This window comes from Stappia sp. TSB10P1A (assembly GCF_900185725.1).
In the GTDB taxonomy this organism is placed as follows: domain Bacteria; phylum Pseudomonadota; class Alphaproteobacteria; order Rhizobiales; family Stappiaceae; genus Stappia.
Map to the genome: position 1 here is coordinate 107581 of NZ_FYAU01000032.1, position 18659 is coordinate 126239.

At 64.6% G+C, this 18659-nt stretch carries 18 protein-coding genes and 1 pseudogene; 3 read left to right on the forward strand and 16 right to left on the reverse strand.

Translation table 11 applies throughout. The features are described 5' to 3' along the window. The first annotated feature begins 96 nt into the window (after window positions 1-96). Window positions 97-972 carry a universal stress protein gene (locus tag TSB10P1A_RS16950; protein ID WP_186389129.1) on the forward strand — a complete coding sequence of 292 codons (876 nt, stop codon included), beginning with the start codon at window positions 97-99 and terminating at the stop codon, window positions 970-972. A gap of 74 nt (window positions 973-1046) precedes the next feature. Here the strand turns inward: TSB10P1A_RS16950 and TSB10P1A_RS16955 are convergent, their stop codons facing one another. From TSB10P1A_RS16955 to TSB10P1A_RS17000, 10 genes are all read right to left on the reverse strand, one after another. Next, window positions 1047-1388 carry a RidA family protein gene (locus tag TSB10P1A_RS16955; RefSeq protein WP_186389130.1) on the reverse strand — a complete coding sequence of 114 codons (342 nt, stop codon included), beginning with the start codon at window positions 1386-1388 and terminating at the stop codon, window positions 1047-1049. 150 nt (window positions 1389-1538) lie between these two features. Continuing rightward, complete coding sequence (locus TSB10P1A_RS16960; protein ID WP_186389131.1) at window positions 1539-2852, reverse strand: aspartate aminotransferase family protein; 1314 nt, start codon at window positions 2850-2852, stop codon at window positions 1539-1541. 14 nt (window positions 2853-2866) lie between these two features. Beyond that, window positions 2867-3535 carry a cysteine hydrolase family protein gene (locus tag TSB10P1A_RS16965; RefSeq protein ID WP_186389132.1) on the reverse strand — a complete coding sequence of 223 codons (669 nt, stop codon included), beginning with the start codon at window positions 3533-3535 and terminating at the stop codon, window positions 2867-2869. Next, window positions 3532-4560, reverse strand: a complete 1029-nt coding sequence (locus TSB10P1A_RS16970; RefSeq protein ID WP_186389133.1) for a branched-chain amino acid ABC transporter permease — start codon at window positions 4558-4560, stop codon at window positions 3532-3534. The genes TSB10P1A_RS16965 and TSB10P1A_RS16970 overlap by 4 nt, the downstream gene beginning before the upstream one ends. Window positions 4561-4571: 11 nt before the next feature. Beyond that, window positions 4572-5462: a branched-chain amino acid ABC transporter permease gene (locus TSB10P1A_RS16975; RefSeq protein ID WP_186389134.1), complete on the reverse strand. Its 891-nt coding sequence runs from the start codon at window positions 5460-5462 to the stop codon at window positions 4572-4574. Between the two features lie 2 nt (window positions 5463-5464). Next, entirely contained in the window at window positions 5465-6172 is a 708-nt protein-coding gene (locus tag TSB10P1A_RS16980; protein ID WP_186389135.1) for an ABC transporter ATP-binding protein, read from the reverse strand. Further along, a complete protein-coding gene (locus TSB10P1A_RS16985; protein ID WP_186389136.1) occupies window positions 6165-6899 on the reverse strand; it encodes an ABC transporter ATP-binding protein in 735 nt (244 codons plus the stop codon). The genes TSB10P1A_RS16980 and TSB10P1A_RS16985 overlap by 8 nt, the downstream gene beginning before the upstream one ends. Window positions 6900-6950: 51 nt before the next feature. Beyond that, a complete protein-coding gene (locus TSB10P1A_RS16990) occupies window positions 6951-8123 on the reverse strand; it encodes an ABC transporter substrate-binding protein (RefSeq protein WP_186389137.1) in 1173 nt (390 codons plus the stop codon). Between the two features lie 122 nt (window positions 8124-8245). Continuing rightward, window positions 8246-8896 (reverse strand): isochorismatase family cysteine hydrolase, encoded by a 651-nt coding sequence (locus tag TSB10P1A_RS16995; protein ID WP_186389138.1) that lies wholly within the window; start codon window positions 8894-8896, stop codon window positions 8246-8248. Then, window positions 8896-9702, reverse strand: coding sequence for an N-formylglutamate amidohydrolase (locus TSB10P1A_RS17000; protein ID WP_186389139.1), 807 nt, complete (start codon window positions 9700-9702; stop codon window positions 8896-8898). The genes TSB10P1A_RS16995 and TSB10P1A_RS17000 overlap by 1 nt, the downstream gene beginning before the upstream one ends. 157 nt (window positions 9703-9859) lie before the next feature. On the opposite strand from TSB10P1A_RS17000, the gene TSB10P1A_RS17005 reads away from it, so the two are divergent. Together TSB10P1A_RS17005 and TSB10P1A_RS17010 are read left to right on the forward strand one after the other, a co-directional pair. After that, on the forward strand, window positions 9860-10762 hold the full coding sequence (locus TSB10P1A_RS17005) for a MurR/RpiR family transcriptional regulator (protein WP_186389195.1): 903 nt from the start codon (window positions 9860-9862) through the stop codon (window positions 10760-10762). Next, entirely contained in the window at window positions 10752-12065 is a 1314-nt protein-coding gene (locus TSB10P1A_RS17010) for a glutamine synthetase family protein (protein WP_244293157.1), read from the forward strand. The genes TSB10P1A_RS17005 and TSB10P1A_RS17010 overlap by 11 nt, the downstream gene beginning before the upstream one ends. A 233-nt stretch (window positions 12066-12298) precedes the next feature. Here the strand turns inward: TSB10P1A_RS17010 and TSB10P1A_RS17015 are convergent. The 6 genes and pseudogenes from TSB10P1A_RS17015 to TSB10P1A_RS17040 form a co-directional block, all read right to left on the reverse strand. Further along, window positions 12299-12489: pseudogene (locus TSB10P1A_RS17015) on the reverse strand (transposase); the annotation flags it as partial. A gap of 26 nt (window positions 12490-12515) precedes the next feature. Further along, a complete protein-coding gene (locus TSB10P1A_RS17020) occupies window positions 12516-13097 on the reverse strand; it encodes a dienelactone hydrolase family protein (RefSeq protein WP_186389141.1) in 582 nt (193 codons plus the stop codon). 225 nt (window positions 13098-13322) lie between these two features. Continuing rightward, the gene (locus tag TSB10P1A_RS17025) at window positions 13323-13613 is read right to left on the reverse strand and encodes a hypothetical protein (RefSeq protein WP_186389142.1); all 291 of its coding nucleotides are present in this window, start codon (window positions 13611-13613) and stop codon (window positions 13323-13325) included. Window positions 13614-13621: 8 nt separating this feature from the next. Further along, window positions 13622-14170 carry a GNAT family N-acetyltransferase gene (locus TSB10P1A_RS17030; protein ID WP_186389143.1) on the reverse strand — a complete coding sequence of 183 codons (549 nt, stop codon included), beginning with the start codon at window positions 14168-14170 and terminating at the stop codon, window positions 13622-13624. A 43-nt stretch (window positions 14171-14213) separates the two neighbouring features. Continuing rightward, window positions 14214-17327, reverse strand: coding sequence for a multidrug efflux RND transporter permease subunit (locus tag TSB10P1A_RS17035; protein WP_186389144.1), 3114 nt, complete (start codon window positions 17325-17327; stop codon window positions 14214-14216). Window positions 17328-17336: 9 nt separating this feature from the next. Beyond that, on the reverse strand, window positions 17337-18521 hold the full coding sequence (locus TSB10P1A_RS17040; RefSeq protein WP_186389145.1) for an efflux RND transporter periplasmic adaptor subunit: 1185 nt from the start codon (window positions 18519-18521) through the stop codon (window positions 17337-17339). Window positions 18522-18659 lie beyond the last annotated feature (138 nt).

Consider the following 18659-nt stretch of genomic DNA (forward strand, 5'->3'; position numbering starts at 1 on the left):
GAATAGCGAAACATGATGATCCCCGCCTGATCCAGATCAAGGAAAGTGTCCTTTTCTCGTGTCTGTGTAGGTCGGGAACGGCGGAGAACACGCGCAATGAAGACAATCATGGTGGCCACCGATTTTTCCGAGCGGTCCGACCGCGCGCTGCGGCGCGCCACGCTGCTGGCACGGCAGACCGGCGCCAGCCTGTCGCTGGTTCATGTGGTCGACGACGACCAGCCGCAACGGATCGTCGACGCCGAGCGCGAGGTGGCGTTGCGCCTGCTTTACGAGCAGTCCGCGACGCTGCGCCGGATCGACGGGGTGGCTTGCGAGACCCGCGTGGTCCTCGCCTCCCCCTTCGCCGGCATCGCGCAGGCGAGTGACGATGAGACGCCGGACCTGCTGGTGCTCGGTCCGCATCGCCGGCAGGTGCTGCGCGACGCCTTTGTCGGCACGACGGCCGAACGTGCCATCCGCTTCGTCGCCTGCCCGGTGCTGATGGCCAACGCGCCTCCGGTCGGCCCCTATCGCAACGTCCTGCTGGCCACCGACCTGTCCGATGCCTCGCGCGCGGCGATCGAAACCTTCCGCGCGCTCTCCCTGCACGGGCATGCGCGGCTTTCCGCCCTCCATGTCTTCGACGCCCCGGCGATCGGCCTTGCCATGGGCCATTCGCTGAACAAGGAGGACAAGGAGCATTATCTGGAACGGGAGCGGAGCGAGGCGACCGGCAAGCTTGCGGCCTTTTTCGACGGGCTCGACATCGCGCCGGCCGAATATCTGGCGCGCCACGACGCATCGGGCACGGCCGACGAGATCCTGGCCGCGGCGCGGCAGGACGAGGCCGGGCTGGTCGTCGTCGGCACGCGCGGTCGCGGCGGCCTTGCCAAGTTCCTGCTCGGCAGCGTCGCCGAAGAGGTGCTGAGGAACGCCACGATGGATGTGCTTGCGATCCCGCCGGGTCCGGCCACAGCGGACGCCGGTTGACGCACGGCACGACGCCGGCCCGCAACGCGGGAGCGAAAAAGGGACGGCGGGTCGCCCCGCCGTCCGCGATCAGATCAGTCGCAGGCGGCGGTGACGATGATCTCGACCTTGTATTCGGGCGTAGCCAGCTTCGCCTCGCCGCAGGCGCGCACGGGCGCGCAGCCGGCCGGCACCCAGGCGTCCCACACCGAGTTCATCTCGGCGAAGTCGGTCATGTCCGCCAGCCAGATGATCGCCTGCAGCATCTTCTCGGGCGAGGAGCCGGCGCGGGCGAGCAGCGCCTCCACCTCAGCGATGCAGTCGCGGGTCTGCTCGGCGACGGTCGCGCCCTCCCCGACCTGGCCGGCCAGATAGACAACGCCATTGTGCTTGACGATCTGGCTCAGGCGCGTCCCGACATCCATACGTTCGATCATTCAAATCTCTCCTTGTGTGCCGACCCGGCCAGACGACCGGCGCGGCCCGTCCGCCCGGAATCGCCGGCCTCAACGACGGGCCGAGGGTCTGTCTGACAGGCTTCGGGCCAGCCATGCAAGGGATGATGGGAGCGCCGGGACGAAGGAGCCTTACCAGCCGGCGAATCCGGCAAGCAGGTTCTCGTCGACGCGCCCGTTTTGAACATCGTCAAGCGCCTGGCCCAGAATGGCGGCGCCCTCCAGGGCCTGCGCCTCGGTAAGCGTCAACGGCGGCGTCAGTTCCAGGACATTGGAATGGACCCCGACATAGTAGAGCACGAGCCCCAACTGGTAGGCGCGGTAGACCGTCAGTGCCGCCTGCCGCGATGCCGGCCGACGGGTGCCCCTGTCGGTGACGAGCTCGATCCCGAGAGCGAGACCGCGGCCGCGCACCTCCCCGATCAGCGGCTGCGTTGCCGCCAGCCTGCCGAGAGCCTCGAAGAGCACACGGCCTGTGGCGTTGGCATTCTCCGCCAGCCTGTCGCCCTCGATGGTTTCAAGCACCGCCAGAGCCGCGGCCGAACAGACCGGATTGCCGTGGACGGTCTGCAGCGAGAACGCCACCGCATGGTTCATCACGGTTTCGGGCCCGACGACGGCGGAGATCGGCAGGCCTCCGCCCAGTCCCTTGCCGAAGACGACGATGTCCGGCTCGATGCGACAATGCTCGAACGCGTTGAACCGGCCGGTGCGACCGAGTCCGACCTTCACCTCGTCGGCGACGATGAGAATGCCGTGCTTCCGGCAGATCGCCTCCACGGCCTGGAAGTAGCCGTCCGGCGGCACCAGCATCCCGCCGTCGGACTGAATGGGCTCGATGAAGAAGGCTGCGATCTCCTGCGGCGGGGCTTCGCTGGCGAGAGCCTGCTCCAGCGCCTCCAGAGCTTCCCGCTTTGCGGCTTCCGGACCGCCGCTGGCATAGCTGTCGGGATAGGGCACGAGCGTCAGCCCCGCGGCGCGCGCCCCCTGCTGGGCCGGATGGCCGGACACCGCCATCGAGCCGACGGTGCCGCCATGATAGGCACCTTTGAAGGCAAGGATGCGGGGGCGGCCGGTTGCGGAGACGACCATGCGCGCGACGGTCTCGTTGGCATCGGACCCGGAATGGCCGAACCAGACGCGGCCGCGGGCACGCTCCGGCACCAGCGTGAGCAGTTTCTCGGCCAGCCGCACGCAAGGCTCGTTGGCGCTCGACAGATAGCTGGCACCGGCCTGGTTCGACAGCGCCCGGTTCACCGCATCGCGCAGCGCCGGGTGGGAATGACCGAGGCTCGCAGCCCCCCAGGAGGCGGAGAGGTCGAGAAGCCGGCGCCCATCTTCCCCGGTCAGATACGATCCGTGACCGCCTGTCACCGCCTGCGGAAAGAACCGCAGATGCGCCATCGTGGAGACCGATCGGCTTTCTCGGGCATAGAGACCGGACATCGGCGCGCGCCCTTTCACTTGAAGAAGGTCACGACCTCGTCGAGCTGCGCGACGTGGCAGTAGATCATGTTGATGATCTCGAGCTCGCGCCTGTGCAGCTCGTCCGTCGCGGCGGCGGCGCAATCATCGACGACGATCACCCCGAAGCTCTCGTCCGCCAGGCTGCGCACGGTGGACGACACGCACTGGTCGGTGAAGATGCCGCAGCAGATGACGTCCTTGATCCCCATGTTGTGAAGGATCAGGCGCAGGTTGGTCCCGGTCAGGGCGCTGTCGGTCGTCTTGGTGATGACGATCTCGTCCGCCCTCGGCGCAAGCTCGTCGACGATCTGCCCCTCGGGCAGGTCCTTCGGCAACAGCAGGTAGTTGAAGCCCGGCTTCTTCTGGCTCAGCGAGCGGTCGCGGCCGTCGGGTTTCAGGCAGGCGATGCGGGCGAAGATCACCTCGACCTTGCGCTTGCGGCAGTCCTCAATCAAGCGCGCGGTGTTCGGGATGACGGTCTGGCGCATGCGATCATAAAAGGGCTGCCAGCGGGCGGTTTCCTCGGGCGTGTCCTTGGGCGCGAGATAGGTGTTCTGGATGTCGATGACCAGCAACGCCGTGGTTTCCGGGTCAAGGACGATATCCTCCGGCTCCTCGGCATTGGCATAGTAGAAGGAGCGATAGTCGGTCTTCCAGGTCATGAACGTGTCTCCTTCCTGGCGCGGAGGCGGGCGAGGATATCGCCGATCTCGCGACTTGGGAAAATGCCGCCGGGCTTGAGGATCATCACCGCGATCATGGCGAGCGCCAGCACGATTTCCGTCAGGCCGATGACCTGTCCGGCGCCGAACGACGTGGCGTTGAGCATGCTTTCGGTTCCGCGCAAGCCTTCATAGGCCACGGTTATCAGCACGGTTCCGACAACCGCGCCGGTTACGGTGTTGGCGCCGCCGACGACCAGCATGGTGACGATCAGGAAGGTCTCCTTGAGGTAGAAGGCCTTGGGCGAGAACGACGTGATGAAGTGCCCCCAGAGCGAGCCGCCGACGCCGGCGAGGAAAGCGGCAAGGATGAAGGCGCGCCACCGCAATGCGGGAATGTTGGCGCCAAGCGCGGCGGCGGCGACCTCATCCTCGCGAGAGGCGCGCAACAGCTTGCCGGTGCGGGACTCCTTGAAGACCAGCGCGGCGATCACCGCCAGCACCGCCACGCTCGCCGCCGTGGGAAGGTCCGTCGTCCGTGGCAGGCCGAAGAGCGTGCGCGGACCGTTCGTCAGGGCGCTCCAGTTGTTCATCACCGTGTAGAGCACGACCAGCAGCGCGAAGGACGTGATGACGGCTGCCGCATCGGACAGGCGCATCAGCGGATAGGCGATCGCCGCCGCCACCGCCGCCGCGACCAGGCCGCCGGCGACCATCGCGAGAAGCGGCGAGACCTCGACGGCCGTCAGGAACGGGTAGAGGTCGGGCAGCGCCATGCCCTTCATCTGCGAGGGAATGGTGAGAACCGCCGATGTGTAGGCACCAAGGCCCATGAAGCCGATATGGGCGAAGGACAGGAGGCCCGAATTGCCCATGAAGGTCTGCAGACCCACCACAAGCACCAGCGAGATCATCAGGTTCGTGGCAATGCGGTCATAGAGGCGGATGCCGATGAGGTGGCTGCCGACACCGATGATCACGATGACGGCAAGCAGGACGAGGGCGGTGAGATGGGAGGGTTTCAAGGCAGCGCTCCTCAGGTCCGCTGCCCGCTCGCCGGGCCCTTGATGAGGCCATCGGGACGCCAAAGCAGGATCAGGATCACGAGTCCGAAGGTGAAGGCGTCGCGGAACTTCAGGAGATCCTGCGACAGGGTGTAGTTGAGCGTGGTGTCGATGAACGCCAGCAGGAAGCCGCCGATGACCGCCCCCGGCAGGCTGCGCATGCCGCCGATGACCGTGGCAATGAAGGCGACGAGCAAGGGTTCGAGGCCGATCCCCGGCACGACCGTGCCAATGCGGCCGATCCACAGGATGCCGACCACTCCGGCGAGAAAGCCCGACAGGGCGAAGGCCAGCGAGATGATGAGGTTCGCCGGAACGCCCAGCATGCGCGCCATGGTGAAGTTGCTCGCCGCCGCACGCATCGCGATGCCGAGCGTCGTCTTCCGCATCAGGAAGGCGACGGCCGCCAGCAGCACGATCGACGCGGCGATCGTCAGCAGGTTGCGGACCGGCGTGATGGCACCCGCGATCACCACCGTTTGCGAGAAAATCTCCGGCAACGGCACATAGCGGGGACGCGGCGAGATGAACAGAAGCGCCGCGTTCTGCAACAGGTTGGAGAACGCGAAGGAGGTGATCAGCACCGCCGTCACGGACTTGGCGCGCACGGGGCGGAACGCGGCATAGTCCGTGAAGATGCCGAAGACCACCGCCATGGCCAGGGCAAGGACCGCCATGACGATCCAGGGCAAGCCGGAGCCGCCGGTCAGGTACAGCGTGTAGCCCGCGACCATGATCAGTTCGCCGTAAGCGAAGTTCACGAGGCGCAGGATGCCGTAGATGATGACGAGGCCGAGGGCCATCAGCGCATAGGCACCGCCAAGGCTCAGCACGTCGATGACGAATTGGATGGTGAACGCCATGCTCAGCCTCCCAGATAATGTGCGCTGAGATCGGTGGTCGACCTGATCTCGTCGGCGGTTCCGGAAGCGACGATTTTTCCGAGCCGCAGAACATAGGCACGGTCGGCAAGGGCCAGCGCCTGGTTCACGTTCTGCTCCACCAGGAAGATGGTGAGGCCCGTCCGCTTCAGCGTGTCGATCATCTCGAAGATCCGGTCGACGATCGCCGGCGCCAGACCGAGGGACGGCTCGTCGAGCAGGAGCACGGTGGGACGCGACATCAGGGCGCGGGCGATGACCAGCATCTGCTGCTCGCCGCCCGAAAGCGTCCCGGCCGCCTGATGCTTGCGCTCCGCAAGACGCGGAAAGAGCGTGTGGACCCGTTCGAGATTGTCGCGATTGCCGGCGCGGTCCCGGCGATGGATATAGGCGCCGAGCATCAGGTTTTCCGCGACCGTCAGATCGGGGAAGACGTCGCGGGTCTCCGGCACGGTCGCAAGGCCGGCACGCACGACCTGCTCGGGGCTGCTGGCGGTGATCGCGACCCCGCCCAGCGTGATGGAGCCGCCAGAGGCCTTCAACGCGCCGGCGATACATTTGAGCGTGGTGGACTTGCCGGCGCCATTGGCCCCGAGCAAGCTCACCAACTCGCCCTTTGCGAGATGGAAGCTGATGCCGCGAACCGCCCGGATCGAGCCGTAGTCCACGGAGAGGTCCCGGACATCAAGCATGGGTCGCCCCCTTGCCGAGATAGGCTTCGATAACCGCCGGATGGCTGCGGACATGGGCGGCATCGCCTTCCGCGATGGTCCGGCCGGACGCCAGCACATGCAGCCGGTGACACAGCCGCATGATCAGGCTCATGTCGTGATCGATGATGATGAGACCGAGCCCCCGGCTTTTCGGAAGCTCGGCAAGGGTGTGAAGCAGCGTTTCGGTCTCGGCATCGTTCATTCCCGCGGCCGGCTCGTCGAGCAGCAGGAAGCGCGGTTCGGCAGCAAGTGCGCGCGCGATTTCCACCCGGCGCTTGTCGCCATAGCTCAGGCTCTCGCCGAGTTCGTCGGCCTTCTCGCCGAGGCCGAATTCGCCGAGCAGGGTCCTGGTCCGCTCCCGCGCCTCGTCAGGCGGCGTCCCCTTGGCCAACGCCGCGGCTTCGACATTTTCGAACACCGTCATCGCGTTGAAAAGCCGGACGATCTGGAAGGAACGGCTGACACCCTGAAGGGCGATCTCGCGCGGCGAGAGGCCTGAAATGGTCGTATCGCCGATGCTGACACGGCCGGCGGCCAGCTTCACATGGCCGGTGATGGCGTTGATCAGCGTGGTCTTGCCGGACCCGTTCGGCCCGATAAGTCCGACGATCTCACTGGTCGAAACGGCAAGAGACACGTGGTCGAGGGCGCGCAGGCCGGCGAACTCCACCGACACGTCGTTCAGCGCGAGGCGCGATTCTGACATGGCTTTTCCAAACGAAGATGGGCCGGCCCGTCAGCCGGCCCAAAAGTGCAATCAGGGCTTGGGAAGCGAGTCAGGCTTGCGCCAGCCGACGAAGCTCGGCGTGCCGCCCTTCAATTCGATCATCGCCGCGGCCTTGTTCGGAACGTGCCCCTCCTCGGCGGTGCCGTAGTCGAGATCGCCGGTCAGAAGCTTGAACTGGCCGTCCTCGAGAGCCTTGGCGAGCGCCGCGCCCTCGGTGGTTCCGGCGGCCTTGATGCCCTCGGCGATCAGCATGATCGTGTCCCAGCCCGTGGAGACGAAGGACGTGTCGGGCGCCGAACCATGCATGGCGGTGTAGAGCTCGATGAATTCCGCCATGTCGGGATGCGCCTCGGGGCCCATCCAGGTATGCGTGACGAAGAAGACGTCGTTGCCGAACTTCTCGCCGAGCGCCTCGTGCATCGCCGGATCGTCATAGGCGTCGCCGCCCAGCACGGGCGCGTCGTAGCCGACTTCACGCAGAGCGCGAATGATGATGCCGATGTCCTGACCATAGGACGAGACGAAGATGACGTCGGGCTTCGTTCCGAGCGCCTGCAGACGCGCAAGCTGCGCCGAGAAATTGTTGTCGCCGTTGGTATAGGTGTCTTCCAGCAGGATCTCGCCGCCATTCGCCTTGAACTGCTCGACGAAATACTTGGAGAGCGACTTGGTATAGGCGATGAACTGATCGGTGACGACATAGGCCGTCTTCCAGCCCTTCTCCTTGATCGCGAAATCGGCCGCCGCCGCCCCCATCGTGGTGTTCCACATGGAGAGCGTGAACTGCTTGTCGCCCAGCGACCACGACGAATAGAGCGGATCGGACGCGCAGGTCGAGATGCCGACGAGGCCGGCGGCCTGGGCTTCGCGGCTGGCGGGCGAACCGAAATCGAAATCGCAGGGCGCGACGATGACCGCCGCGCCCTTGTCGATCAGTTCGACCGCGACATTGCCGACCGTGACCGGATCGGACTTGCCGTCGATATTGATGAACTCGATCTGCTTGCCGAGCACGCCGCCATTGTCGTTGAGGTATTTCACCGCCACCTGGGCGCCGTAGTAGCCGGGCGTGTCGAGCGGCGCCTGAATGCCGGTCATCGACAAGGCGCCGCCGATCACGATCTTGCCGTCGTCGGCGAGCGCCGCGGAGCCGGCCAGCGCCACGCCGGCGGCTGCCATCAGAATTCTGGACGTCTTCATCATGGTTGTTCCTCTTTTCTGGAAGGTGCCTTTCGGCTGCGAACTGACAAGCGGGCCTGCCTTCTTGGGCTTATTCGCCACGTTCTCGGGTGTCTCCTTGGTCCTTTCCTCAAGCCGCCTTTCGCTTACTGGCCGATCTCCTTCAGAAGATCGGCGGTCGAGATCTGCCGGCAGTAGCCTTTGATGGCGTTGAGCGAGAAGTCGTGACGCTCCTGCGAGTAGGTTCCGCAGGCATCCGGCACGAGCGTGACCAGGTAGTTGAGGTCGCAGGCGTCGCGAACGGCGGATTCGACGCACTGATCGGTGAGCAGTCCGCACAGCACGATCTGCTTCACGCCGAGATTGCGCAGCACATAGTCGATATGGGTCGAAACGAAGACGCTGGACGAGCTTTTCGGAAAGACGATTTCGTCTTCAAGCGGCGCCAGCTCGTCGATCACCTTGCCGTCATGCGATCCCTTCGCCACGTTGAAGCCGGTGATCTTGTAATCGAGGCTCCGGTCGCGGCCATCCTTCGTCAGACTCTCGATCGTGGTGTGCAGAACCTCGATCCCTGCCCTGCGGAACCCCGCCAGCAGCCGCTGCATGTTCGGGATCGCCACCTCGTGGATGCGCTTGAAATAGTACCCGTATTTGCCGGCGATATCCTCGTCCGAGACATCCTTGAACTCGCCGCCGTCCCGCAGGACCGAGAAGTTCTGGACATCGATAAAGAGGATCGCGGAGGCAGCCGGATCGAGCGGGATATCGCGTGTGGTCGGATGGGCTGCGGCCATCATACGCTTCCTTCAAGGCTTTGCGCCGCCAGACGAAGGGAGGCGGCCAGCCGGTCCGCCCACTCCCGCTGTCCGCGGTCATCGGTGATGAGATCGTTGCGCGTTTCGATCAGCACGTGCGGGATGCCGCGCCTTTCGCCGTGAACGGGTATCGTGTAGTCGGAGAGATCGTCGACGACATAGGGCTCGTTGAGCTTGACCGTGACATGCGGATTGGCGCGCGCGAACAGGTCGGCCAACCGTTCGGCAAGACGGGCGTCGCGATTGTACAGCAGGCCGAGCTCGAAATCCCGCCGGGCGCCCGTTGCGCGCATGACCGGAGTGAAACTGTGGACGGTGACGAGAAACAGCGGGCCGCCGCCGGCTTGCCGATCATCGAGCGCCGCCGCGATCGCGGCATGCAGCGGCCGGTGGATTTCCTCGAAGCGGCGGCGCCGGTCGATCTCGGCAACCTCCGCATTGGCGGGCACCACGGTGCCGTCGCTCTGCCTGACGACACAGCCGTCGGACTCGTAGGGACGATTGCAATCGATCACGAGGCGGCTGTAGCGCTGCAGGATGAGAGGCGCGTCAAGGCGCTCGGAAAGCCCCCGGGCAAGCCCCTCCGCCCCCACGTCATAGGCGATGTGCCGGTCCATTTCCTGCGGATCGACGCCGAGGTCGCCAAGCGCCGAAGGCACGGCACGCCCCGCATGTTCGCAGATCAGGAAAATGGCGGATCGGCCGGAGATATTGACCCATTCCACCGGATGCGGGTCGCCCGACTGCAGCAGTCCAGTGATGTCGGGATCTGCGAACCTGAGCATGGAGGACGGTATCCGTGAGGCGGCCAGGACGATCTCGGCACGCGGGGCTTCGATACCGCAAATCAAAGAAATTTATCGATCATAGTCAATCGCATTTTTCCATTTGACTAATTTTTTCCAAAAAGGGAATATCCGCTCCAACAAGGGGAACTCGCCAATGAGCGATGTGACTTCGTCTTCGACGATCCGCACCAGAATTCGGGAAGCATCCAGCCAGCTCACCGCAAGCGAACGCAAGATCGCCAACGCCATCCTTGCCGACTATCCATTCGCTGGTCTGGAGAATATTCAGGAGCTTGCCGCCAGGACCGGCGTCAGCGCTCCGTCGATCACGCGATTTGTCAGCAAGATCGGCTGCGGCGGGTTCCAGGATCTACAGCGGCAGTTGATCGCCGAGCTGAAAGCCGGACAGAGCTCGCCTGTCGACCTGATGTCCAGCCAGACCCCGGTCGGCCACTCGGATTTTCTCTCCGAATATGTGGCGCGCCTCTCGGCCGTGATGCAGGAAATGGTCGAGACCGTGCCGCAGGCACAGTTCGACAGTCTCGCCAGCCTCCTTGCGGACCCAACCCGCAACATCTTCCTGCTTGGCGGCAGGGTGAGCGACTGCATCGCCTCGTTCCTGTCCGTTCATCTCCGGCAGATTCGCAGCGGCATCTATCACATGGCCGACAATCCCGAGTTCTGGCCGGAACATGTGTTGCGCATGCGCAAGAAGGACGTGGTGCTGATCTTCGACTTCCGCCGCTATCAGATCAGCCTCTCCCGGCTTGCGAAATCCATTGCGGAACAGCGCGGAGCGACGATTGTCGTCGTGACCGACAAGTGGATGTCGCCGGCGGCAAGACACGCCGATCACATCGTGGCGTTGCCGATCGATGCCGGCACGGCCTGGGATACGGCCGCGGCCGCCCTGGCTCTTGTCGAGGCACTGATCGTGCGCGTCTCCGAGACCGACTGGGAAGCCACACAAAAGCGCATCAGGGACTGGGACGGCATTCGCTTCGCAATGCCCGGATACGACCAGGACAGACTGAACGGGGATGTCGATGAGACGTGAGGAAATGATGGTCGCCTGCTGCGGCGACCTTTCGGGCAAGGTGCGCGGCAAGGCTTTCCCTGTGTCGCAGTTCGACAAGCGCCTCAAGCGGGGCGTCGGCTGGACGCCGACCAACGTGCAGATCACCTGCTTCGACGCGATCGCCGACAGCCCGTTCGGCTCGCTCGGGGATCTCGTGCTCATTCCCGATCCCGCGACCCGCGTCAGCATCGAGAGCGAGGCGGGAGCGCCGAACGAGAACTTCGTGCTCGGCAACATCCGCTATCTCGACGGCCGCCCCTGGGAGTTCTGCACGCGCTCGATCCTCGAGGCCGCGCTCGCGCGGTTGAAGACGGTTGCGGGCGTGACGCTGTACGGCGCTTTCGAACACGAGTTTCAGATCAAGCAACTGACCGGGGAGATCGGCAAGGCCTTCACGCTCGCCGCTTTCCAGGAAGAACGGCATTTCTGCGAAGCCGTCGTCGCCGCCATGCGCGATGCGGGCGTGACCCCGGACACGATCCTGAAGGAATTCGGCGCCGGCCAGTTCGAGGTGACGATGGGGCCGCAAAAGGGCGTGACGATCGCCGACCATTCGCTGGTCACACGCGAAATCGTCGGTCTCGTGGCGCGTGAACTCGGCTACGATCCGACGTTCACCCCGATCCGCGATCCGGCCGGCGTCGGAAACGGCGTCCATGTTCACCTGAGCATGCTCGATGATGCGGGCACTCCGGTGACCCACGACCCGCAGGGCAAGCACGAGCTCTCCGAGGTCGCCGGCATGTTCGTCGCCGGGATCCTGAAATATCTGGATGCGATCATCGCCATCACCGCCCCGAGCGTCGTGTCCTATCTCCGGCTGACGCCGCACCGCTGGAGCGCTGCCTTCAACAATCTCGGTTTTCGGGACCGCGAAGCCTCGGTGCGCATCTGCCCGGTGTCCGACATCAGCGACATCGCCCGCGCCGCCCAGTTCAATTTCGAGTTCAGGGCAGCGGATGCGGCGGCCAACCCGCATCTGGCCCTGGCGGCGATCGTGCATGCCGGTGTCCAGGGCATTGAAGAGCGATTGCCGGTGCCGGAGGCAACGCAGGAGGATCTGTCGCTGCTCGACGCCGACGCCCTTGCCGCCCGCGGCTTCATTCGGCTCCCGCAGACGCTTGAGGCCGCCCTGGAACGCTTCGAAGGAAACCCGGTCGTTCGCGACTGGTTTCCCGCCGGCTTCCCGGAGGTCTATGTCAAACACAAGAAGGGCGAGATCGCCTACCTGGACGGCAAGACGCAGGGCGAGATCTGCGCGGCCTACGAAGCGGTCTATTAGCGCGGCGACCCGCGCGATCCGAAACGCACCGCCGGTCCCCGAAGGGCCAATCGACAGCCCTTCGGGATGCCGAAGACGTCACGCCACTCTATTTTTCCGAAACAAGCATCTGATATTCCTTGAGAAAGAAAATACTCGGGCGAGAATACCATGTGATCTGGGCCCTGGGGTCCCTGCCGCTCAGCGCAGAGCCCTTGGATTGATTTTTGGCCCCATGCGGCCTGGTTTCCCGGTCTCCATTTGATGGCGTGTTCGTACGGCGTCATGTTACCGAGCGCCGAATGTGGCCGGTGCGATTGCAGTCCTTACGCCACCTGGCGATGCCCGGCCTCGCCTGACCGAGGGTGGTGAACAGCGTCTCGTTCAGGCATTCGTCGCGGAAGCCGCCGTTGAACGCGTCTACCCCGGCGTTCTGGGCCGGTTTGCGCTCAAGCGAGGCGCGCGCCTGGATCATAGGCGATCCAGGAACTCAAGCACTCGGAGGGTGAGCAGCGCGGTCGCATCCGCGTCGTACGACGGAAGCGAGCTGTCAGCGAAGTAGTGCTGATCGCCTGGGTACAGGAAGAGTTCCGCCTCCGCGACTTTCTCCACCAACTCGCGGGCGGCGTCGATATCGCCCTCGCCGACGAACATCGGGTCATTGTCCATCCCGTGGATTTGAGCTGCCACGCCGTCCGGCCAAGGCCCGAAAGCCCACTCGCCAGTTATCGGCAGGCAAGAGTGGAAGAGCAAGGCCCCACGGGCGCCGGGCCGGGTCTGCGCAAGCTGCTGTGCCGGCAGCACACCGAACGAGAACCCCGCGTAGACAAGTTCGAGAGGCAATCCGTCGGCGGCTCTGACGCCGCGCTCCCGCATTTCATCGAATCCCGTCTCCCCGATATAGGCAAGCCCCTCGTCGATACTTTGAAAGGTGAGCCCGTTGAACAGATCGGGCGTGTGAACGACGTGCCCCCCGGCTCGCAAGTCGTCGGCGAAAGCGCGCACACCCGGGGTCAGCCCCTGCGCGTGATGGAACAGCAAGACCTCAGCCATATGGAACCTTCCGGTTGGATGATCGCGGGCATGTCTGACCTGCTACTGCGCGACGAATGCCGTCGACATGCAGAGAGTATTGGAGCGCGGATCAGGACGGAAGGCGCCCGCGAAACAAACTGCAGCCATCAGCAAGGCGCGATCTTGAGACTTCCCGGAAACCAGCCTCGTTCATCCAGGTGCGAGAGAGACTTTCGGGGTATGAGCCACCGTGTCGGTAGGGGTTCAAAAAGTCAGGTTCATGAAAACGCCTTCGAACGGCCCCATCCCCATCGGCGAGGTGCACCGCCACGGTCCGCGGCCTTGTACTTTCGCCTTTGATATCAGTGCCTTAAAAGCCGCGTCGGTGAGCTTGGACACTCCCCACTCTGATTTTTCAATGCCATAAGAGATTGATTTTATTTCAAAAAACTTGCTTTGCCCGTCAGCGCCGAGGAGTAGGCCGTCAAAGCTGGCGCAGTCAACGCTCACCCTGCCATCGCCGATCGCCGGGATGGCGGACGTCCAGGACGCCATCCTGTGCTCTACGCGACCAGGCCCCGCATATGCTTCTCGAAGCGGAACATGTCGTCGTCGCCAGGCAGACCCGGCTCACTCGGACGGTGAGGATCCGGGTGGCCGGCGTGGTGGTATTCGACGATGTGGAAGCCGCAGACGTTGACGTAGAAGTGGATGTTGCGCTTCTCGAAGTAGGGCGTGTGGGTGATCCAGACCTGCGTATCCGGATATGCCGCCTCGATGGCGGCCCAGGCCTTGCGACCGATGCCGCGCCCCAGTTCATCGGAGCGCACGTAGAAAAAATCGAGCGAGTTATGCTGCGTTTCGGTGTCGATCGACACCACGGCGCCGCCGACCCAGCGGCCGTCTTCGAGAATCCGGTGAACGACGGCGTTCGGCGCCGCAAAGGAGGCGGCCACGTCGTCGTCGGACGGGATCGGGCCGTCGTCGACCGATCCGAAGGTTTCCACGACCGCGACCGCGAAGGCGTCCTGAAGATCTTTGCGGAAGCGCGGCAGGTCGTCCTCGCGCGCGATGTCGAGGGTCACCTGGCCGGTTGTGGTTGCGGATTTCATCAATATTCTCCGAAATCTGTGTCGAGATGCGGCTGGCCATTGGTCACGTTGTGACCGCTTCGGCAGTTTCTTGCTTCGTTTTCCGCCCAGCAAATCGCATGATGAGCGTGAAGAAGACAGGCACGAAGAGCACGGCAAGGACCGTGGCCGAGATCATGCCGCCGAAGAGGCCCGTCCCCAGCGCGTTCTGCATCTCGAAACTCGGCCCCTTGGCGATGACCAGGGGCACGATGCCGAGCGTGAAGGCAAGCGAGGTCATCACGATCGGCCGCAGGCGGAGGCGCGATGCCGCTATGGCCGCCTCCCCGAGGCTCCTGCCCTCCGCGTGCAGCTTTCGCGCGAACTCCACGATCAGCACCGCGTTCTTCGCCGACAGGCCGATCAACGTGATGAGGCCGACCTTGAAAAACACGTCGTTTTCCATGCCGCGCAGGTGCATCGCGATGACCGCTCCGAGAATGCCCAGCGGCACGACCAGCATGACGGACAGCGGAATGGCCCAGCTTTCGTAGAGCGCTGCCAGAACCAGGAACACCACCAGGAAGGAGAAGGCGACGAGGATCGGCGCCTGCGCCCCGGCCTGGCGTTCCTGGAACGACTGCCCGGTCCATTCCACGCCATACCCACCCTGCAACTTCGATGCGAGGCGCTCGATCTCGGTCATCGCAGCACCACTCGACACGCCCGAGGCGGCATCGCCGGAGATGCTCAGCGAGGGATAACCGTTGTATCGGTTAAGCTGGAGAGGGCTGACCGACCACTCCGGCGTGATAACTTCAGCCAGCGGAACCATCCCGCCCTTGTCGTTGCGCACGTGAAGCTTGAGGACGTCTTCGACCTGCATGCGGTCCTTGGCTTCGGCCTGTATGATGACCTGCTGAAGCCGGCCCGCACGCGGGAAATCGTTGATGTAGGTCGAGCCCATCGCGGCGGCAAGCGTATCGCTGATCATCGAGAAGTTGACGCCGAGCGCCCCGGCCTTCGCGCGGTCGATGTTGAGGCGGACGCTCGGACCGCTCGGCAATCCGTCGACCCGGACGTTCTGCAGGAGCTTGCTGCCTCCCGCCAGCTTGATGAGGTCGTCGGCAACTTTCTGCAGCGCCTCCGCCCCGTTGCCGCTGCGATCGACAAGGCGCATCGCGAAGCCGGACGTCGTGCCGAGTTCCTCGATGGTGGGCGGCTTCATCACGAGGATTTCGCCTTCTGTCGTTTCCTGCATCGCCGCGCTGGCAGCCGCCACTTCTGCGTCGGTGCTGCCCGTCCGTTCGCTCCAGTCGCGCAGCGTCGTGAACGACATGGCGGTATTTGGTCCAGATCCGGAGAAGCTGAAGCCCATGACGGAGAGGTTGTTCGCAATATCGGGACGCGTCGCGACATGGCGGTCGAAGCCTTCCACGATCGCCTTGGTGCGCTCGGCCGTCGCGTCGGCCGGGAGCGTGTAGGACGTCATGAATGCGCCCTGGTCTTCGTCGGGCACGAAGGCGGTCGGCAACGAACTGTAGCCGAAGGCCAGCGCGCCTACGATCGCGGCGTAGACCAGCATCACGCGCATACCGCGTTTCACCAGTGCTCCGACCCAGGCAGTGTAGCGGCCCGTCAGCCGCTCGAAACCGCGGTTGAACCACGCGAAGAAACCCTTGCGCTCGTGATGAGGCGCGACCGGCTTCAGGATCGTGGCGCAGAGCGCAGGTGTCAGGCTGAGAGCGAGGAAGGCGGAGAAGAGGATCGAGACCGCCAGCGAGACTGTGAACTGGCGGTAGATCGCGCCGACAGAGCCCGTCGCCAGGCCCATCGGCAGGAACACCGCGGTCAGCACCAGCGTGATGCCGATGACGGCGCCCGCGATCTCGCGCAGGGCGCGACGCGTGGCATCCCGCGGCGAAAGGCCCTCGGTCGCCATCAGCCGCTCGACGTTCTCCACCACGACGATCGCGTCGTCGACGATGATGCCGATGGCCAGCACCATGCCGAACATCGTCAGCGCGTTGATCGAATAGCCGATCATCCACATCACCGCGAAGGTGCCGAGCAGCGCGATCGGCGCGACGATCGCCGGGATCAGCGTGTAGCGGATATTCTGGAGGAAAAGCAGCATGATGAGGAACACCAGCACCATTGCTTCAACCAGGGTCTGGACGACCTTGGTAATCGAGATCTTCACGAAGGGGGCAGTGTCGTAGGAGACTGCGTAGGCGACGCCGGACGGCATCGAGGGTGCCAGTTCGGCCAGCCGTGCGCGGACGTTCTCGGACGTGCTGACCGCATTGGCGCCGGGCGCGAGCTGGATCGCCGCCGCCGTCGCCTGCTTGCCGCCGTCGAAGATCGAGAAGCCGGAGGACTGGGCTCCGACCTCGATGCGGGCGACGTCGCCGAGCGTCAACTTCGATCCGTCAGGATTCGACCGCAGCACCACCGCTGCGAACTGCTCCGGCGTCTCGAGCTGTCCGCTGACGCTGAGCGGCACGCTGATCGTCTGGCCGGGGACACTCGGCTCCTCTCCGAGCCTGCCCGGAGCCACCTGGATGTTCTGCGTCTGGATCGCCTGGATGATCTCGGCCATCGACAGCGAGTAGGATGTGAGCAGAGCGGGATCCACCCAGACACGCATCGCGGCCTCCGAGCCGAACGACTGCACGCGGCCGACGCCTGGTACTCGCTTCAGCTCCGGCGAAAGCTCGCGGGCGAGATAGTCGTCGAGCACCAGAGGATCGACCGCACCGTCGGCCGACCGCAGCGAGACGATCATGAGAAAACCCGAAGATGCGGCCTCAACCGACAGTCCAGCTCGCCGGACCTGCTCAGGCAGGCGGGGCTCGACCGACTTCAGACGGTTCTGCACGTCGACCTGAGCAAGCTCGGGGTCGGTCCCCGGCTTGAAGGTCACCGTGATGGAGGCGTTGCCGGAAGCGTCTGCCGAGGATTCGAAATAGAGGACGTTCTTGACAGCCGACAGCTCGCGCTCGATCGGCGCCGTCACGCTGTCGGTGACGGTCTGGGCGCTCGCGCCGACATAGCTCGCATTGATGCTGACGCTGGGCGGCGCGATCACGGGAAAGCGCGAGACAGGCAGTTGCGGGATCGCGACGATGCCGGCGATCGTGATGAAGATGGCAATGACCCAGGCGAAGACGGGGCGGTCGATGAAGAATTGGGGCATGGGGCGTCCCTACTGTGTGTCCGTCCGGACGGCAGGCTGGTGCGCCACCGTCTGGAGCTTCATTCCGTCGGTCGCGCGATCCTGGCCCCGGACCACGACCTCGTCGCCGGCGCTGATGCCTGACAGGATCACGTACTGCCGGTCGACCAGCGGACCCAGTTCGACATTGCGGCGCCGTGCCGACTTGTCGGCTCCGACGACCGTCAACTGCGGCCGGCCGGAGCTGTCACGCACGATGGCTTCCTGCGGCACCGTCAGGGCGTTGGGATGGACTGAGCGAGGGAGTCTTGCGCGAAGGTACATGCCGGGCAGCAGTTGATCATAAGGGTTCGGCACCTCGACGCGGATCGTAATGCTGCCCGTTCCCGGATCGACAGCGCTGTCGGAGAAACGGATGGTGCCTTGATACTCGTAGGGCTTGCCCGTGATGGTGAGAATGTCGACCGGCAGCCCGCCCGCCTCGTCTGCCTGTCCGTTCGCAAGCGCCTCTTCGAGTGCCTCACGGCGCATCGACGGCTGGTGGACATCCAGGAAGAGGTGATCCAACTGCTGGACGACGGCCATTGGGTTGGTAGCGCCCGCCGTAGCGAGTCCGCCTTCGGTGATGAGTGCTTGCCCCACCCGCCCGGCGATCGGGCTGGTCACGGTGGCATGGGCCAGTTCGAGCAGGCGACGCGTCAGGTTTGCCCGCGCCTCTGCCACGCTCGCACGCGCCTGTGCCAGCGCCGCCTTCGCGTCTCCCAGGGCGGCGGCGGTTGCGGTCCGGCTTTCGGCCAAGGCCTTGATACGATCATGCTTGAGGGAGGCGTTGAGCTCGTCAGCTTCAGCGCGCGCCAGCACCGCCGAAGCGGCTTCCACATCGGCAGCGAATGGCGCGGGATCGATCTCGAACAGAGGCTGGTGGGCAGAGACCTCGGAGCCCTCCTTGAAAAGCACCTTGCGGACGATCCCGCTGACCTGTGGCCGTATCTCCGCGGTGCGCCGCGCGGACACGCGTCCCGGCAACTCCTCGTAGACGACGACGCGACGGGGCTGGACGGTCAAGGTCGCCACGCGTGCGACCGCCGGTTCAGCCTGTTCCCGCGCACTTGCAGCCTGAGACGCTCGCGGCTCCCCGTTGTCGGAACAGGCGGCGAGAACCAGCAAGGCAATGCCGAGAACTGTGCGGGTGAAGTGGCTGCGGGCACGCATCATCGGGACATCCTTCAAGACCATCGATCGCTCGAAGCGACGACGCCCATATCAACCCGGACCGTTTGCGCAGTGTGGAGGTTTTATGGAGACTTGATGGACGAGAGGCCAAAGCACTCGACGGCAGTCGCTACGGATGGC

Coding starts and splice junctions, on each gene's coding strand:
- TSB10P1A_RS17030 (WP_186389143.1), bottom strand. CDS start 14,170: ATGAAATCCGCAACCACAACCGGCCAGGTGACCCTCGACATCGCGCGC.
- TSB10P1A_RS17040 (WP_186389145.1), bottom strand. CDS start 18,521: ATGATGCGTGCCCGCAGCCACTTCACCCGCACAGTTCTCGGCATTGCC.
- TSB10P1A_RS16985 (WP_186389136.1), bottom strand. CDS start 6,899: ATGTCAGAATCGCGCCTCGCGCTGAACGACGTGTCGGTGGAGTTCGCC.
- TSB10P1A_RS16955 (WP_186389130.1), bottom strand. CDS start 1,388: ATGATCGAACGTATGGATGTCGGGACGCGCCTGAGCCAGATCGTCAAG.
- TSB10P1A_RS16995 (WP_186389138.1), bottom strand. CDS start 8,896: ATGGCCGCAGCCCATCCGACCACACGCGATATCCCGCTCGATCCGGCT.
- TSB10P1A_RS17035 (WP_186389144.1), bottom strand. CDS start 17,327: ATGCCCCAATTCTTCATCGACCGCCCCGTCTTCGCCTGGGTCATTGCC.
- TSB10P1A_RS17025 (WP_186389142.1), bottom strand. CDS start 13,613: ATGGCGTCCTGGACGTCCGCCATCCCGGCGATCGGCGATGGCAGGGTG.
- TSB10P1A_RS16950 (WP_186389129.1), top strand. CDS start 97: ATGAAGACAATCATGGTGGCCACCGATTTTTCCGAGCGGTCCGACCGC.
- TSB10P1A_RS16965 (WP_186389132.1), bottom strand. CDS start 3,535: ATGACCTGGAAGACCGACTATCGCTCCTTCTACTATGCCAATGCCGAG.
- TSB10P1A_RS17020 (WP_186389141.1), bottom strand. CDS start 13,097: ATGGCTGAGGTCTTGCTGTTCCATCACGCGCAGGGGCTGACCCCGGGT.
- TSB10P1A_RS16990 (WP_186389137.1), bottom strand. CDS start 8,123: ATGATGAAGACGTCCAGAATTCTGATGGCAGCCGCCGGCGTGGCGCTG.
- TSB10P1A_RS17010 (WP_244293157.1), top strand. CDS start 10,752: ATGAGACGTGAGGAAATGATGGTCGCCTGCTGCGGCGACCTTTCGGGC.
- TSB10P1A_RS17000 (WP_186389139.1), bottom strand. CDS start 9,702: ATGCTCAGGTTCGCAGATCCCGACATCACTGGACTGCTGCAGTCGGGC.
- TSB10P1A_RS16975 (WP_186389134.1), bottom strand. CDS start 5,462: ATGGCGTTCACCATCCAATTCGTCATCGACGTGCTGAGCCTTGGCGGT.
- TSB10P1A_RS17005 (WP_186389195.1), top strand. CDS start 9,860: ATGAGCGATGTGACTTCGTCTTCGACGATCCGCACCAGAATTCGGGAA.
- TSB10P1A_RS16960 (WP_186389131.1), bottom strand. CDS start 2,852: ATGTCCGGTCTCTATGCCCGAGAAAGCCGATCGGTCTCCACGATGGCG.
- TSB10P1A_RS16980 (WP_186389135.1), bottom strand. CDS start 6,172: ATGCTTGATGTCCGGGACCTCTCCGTGGACTACGGCTCGATCCGGGCG.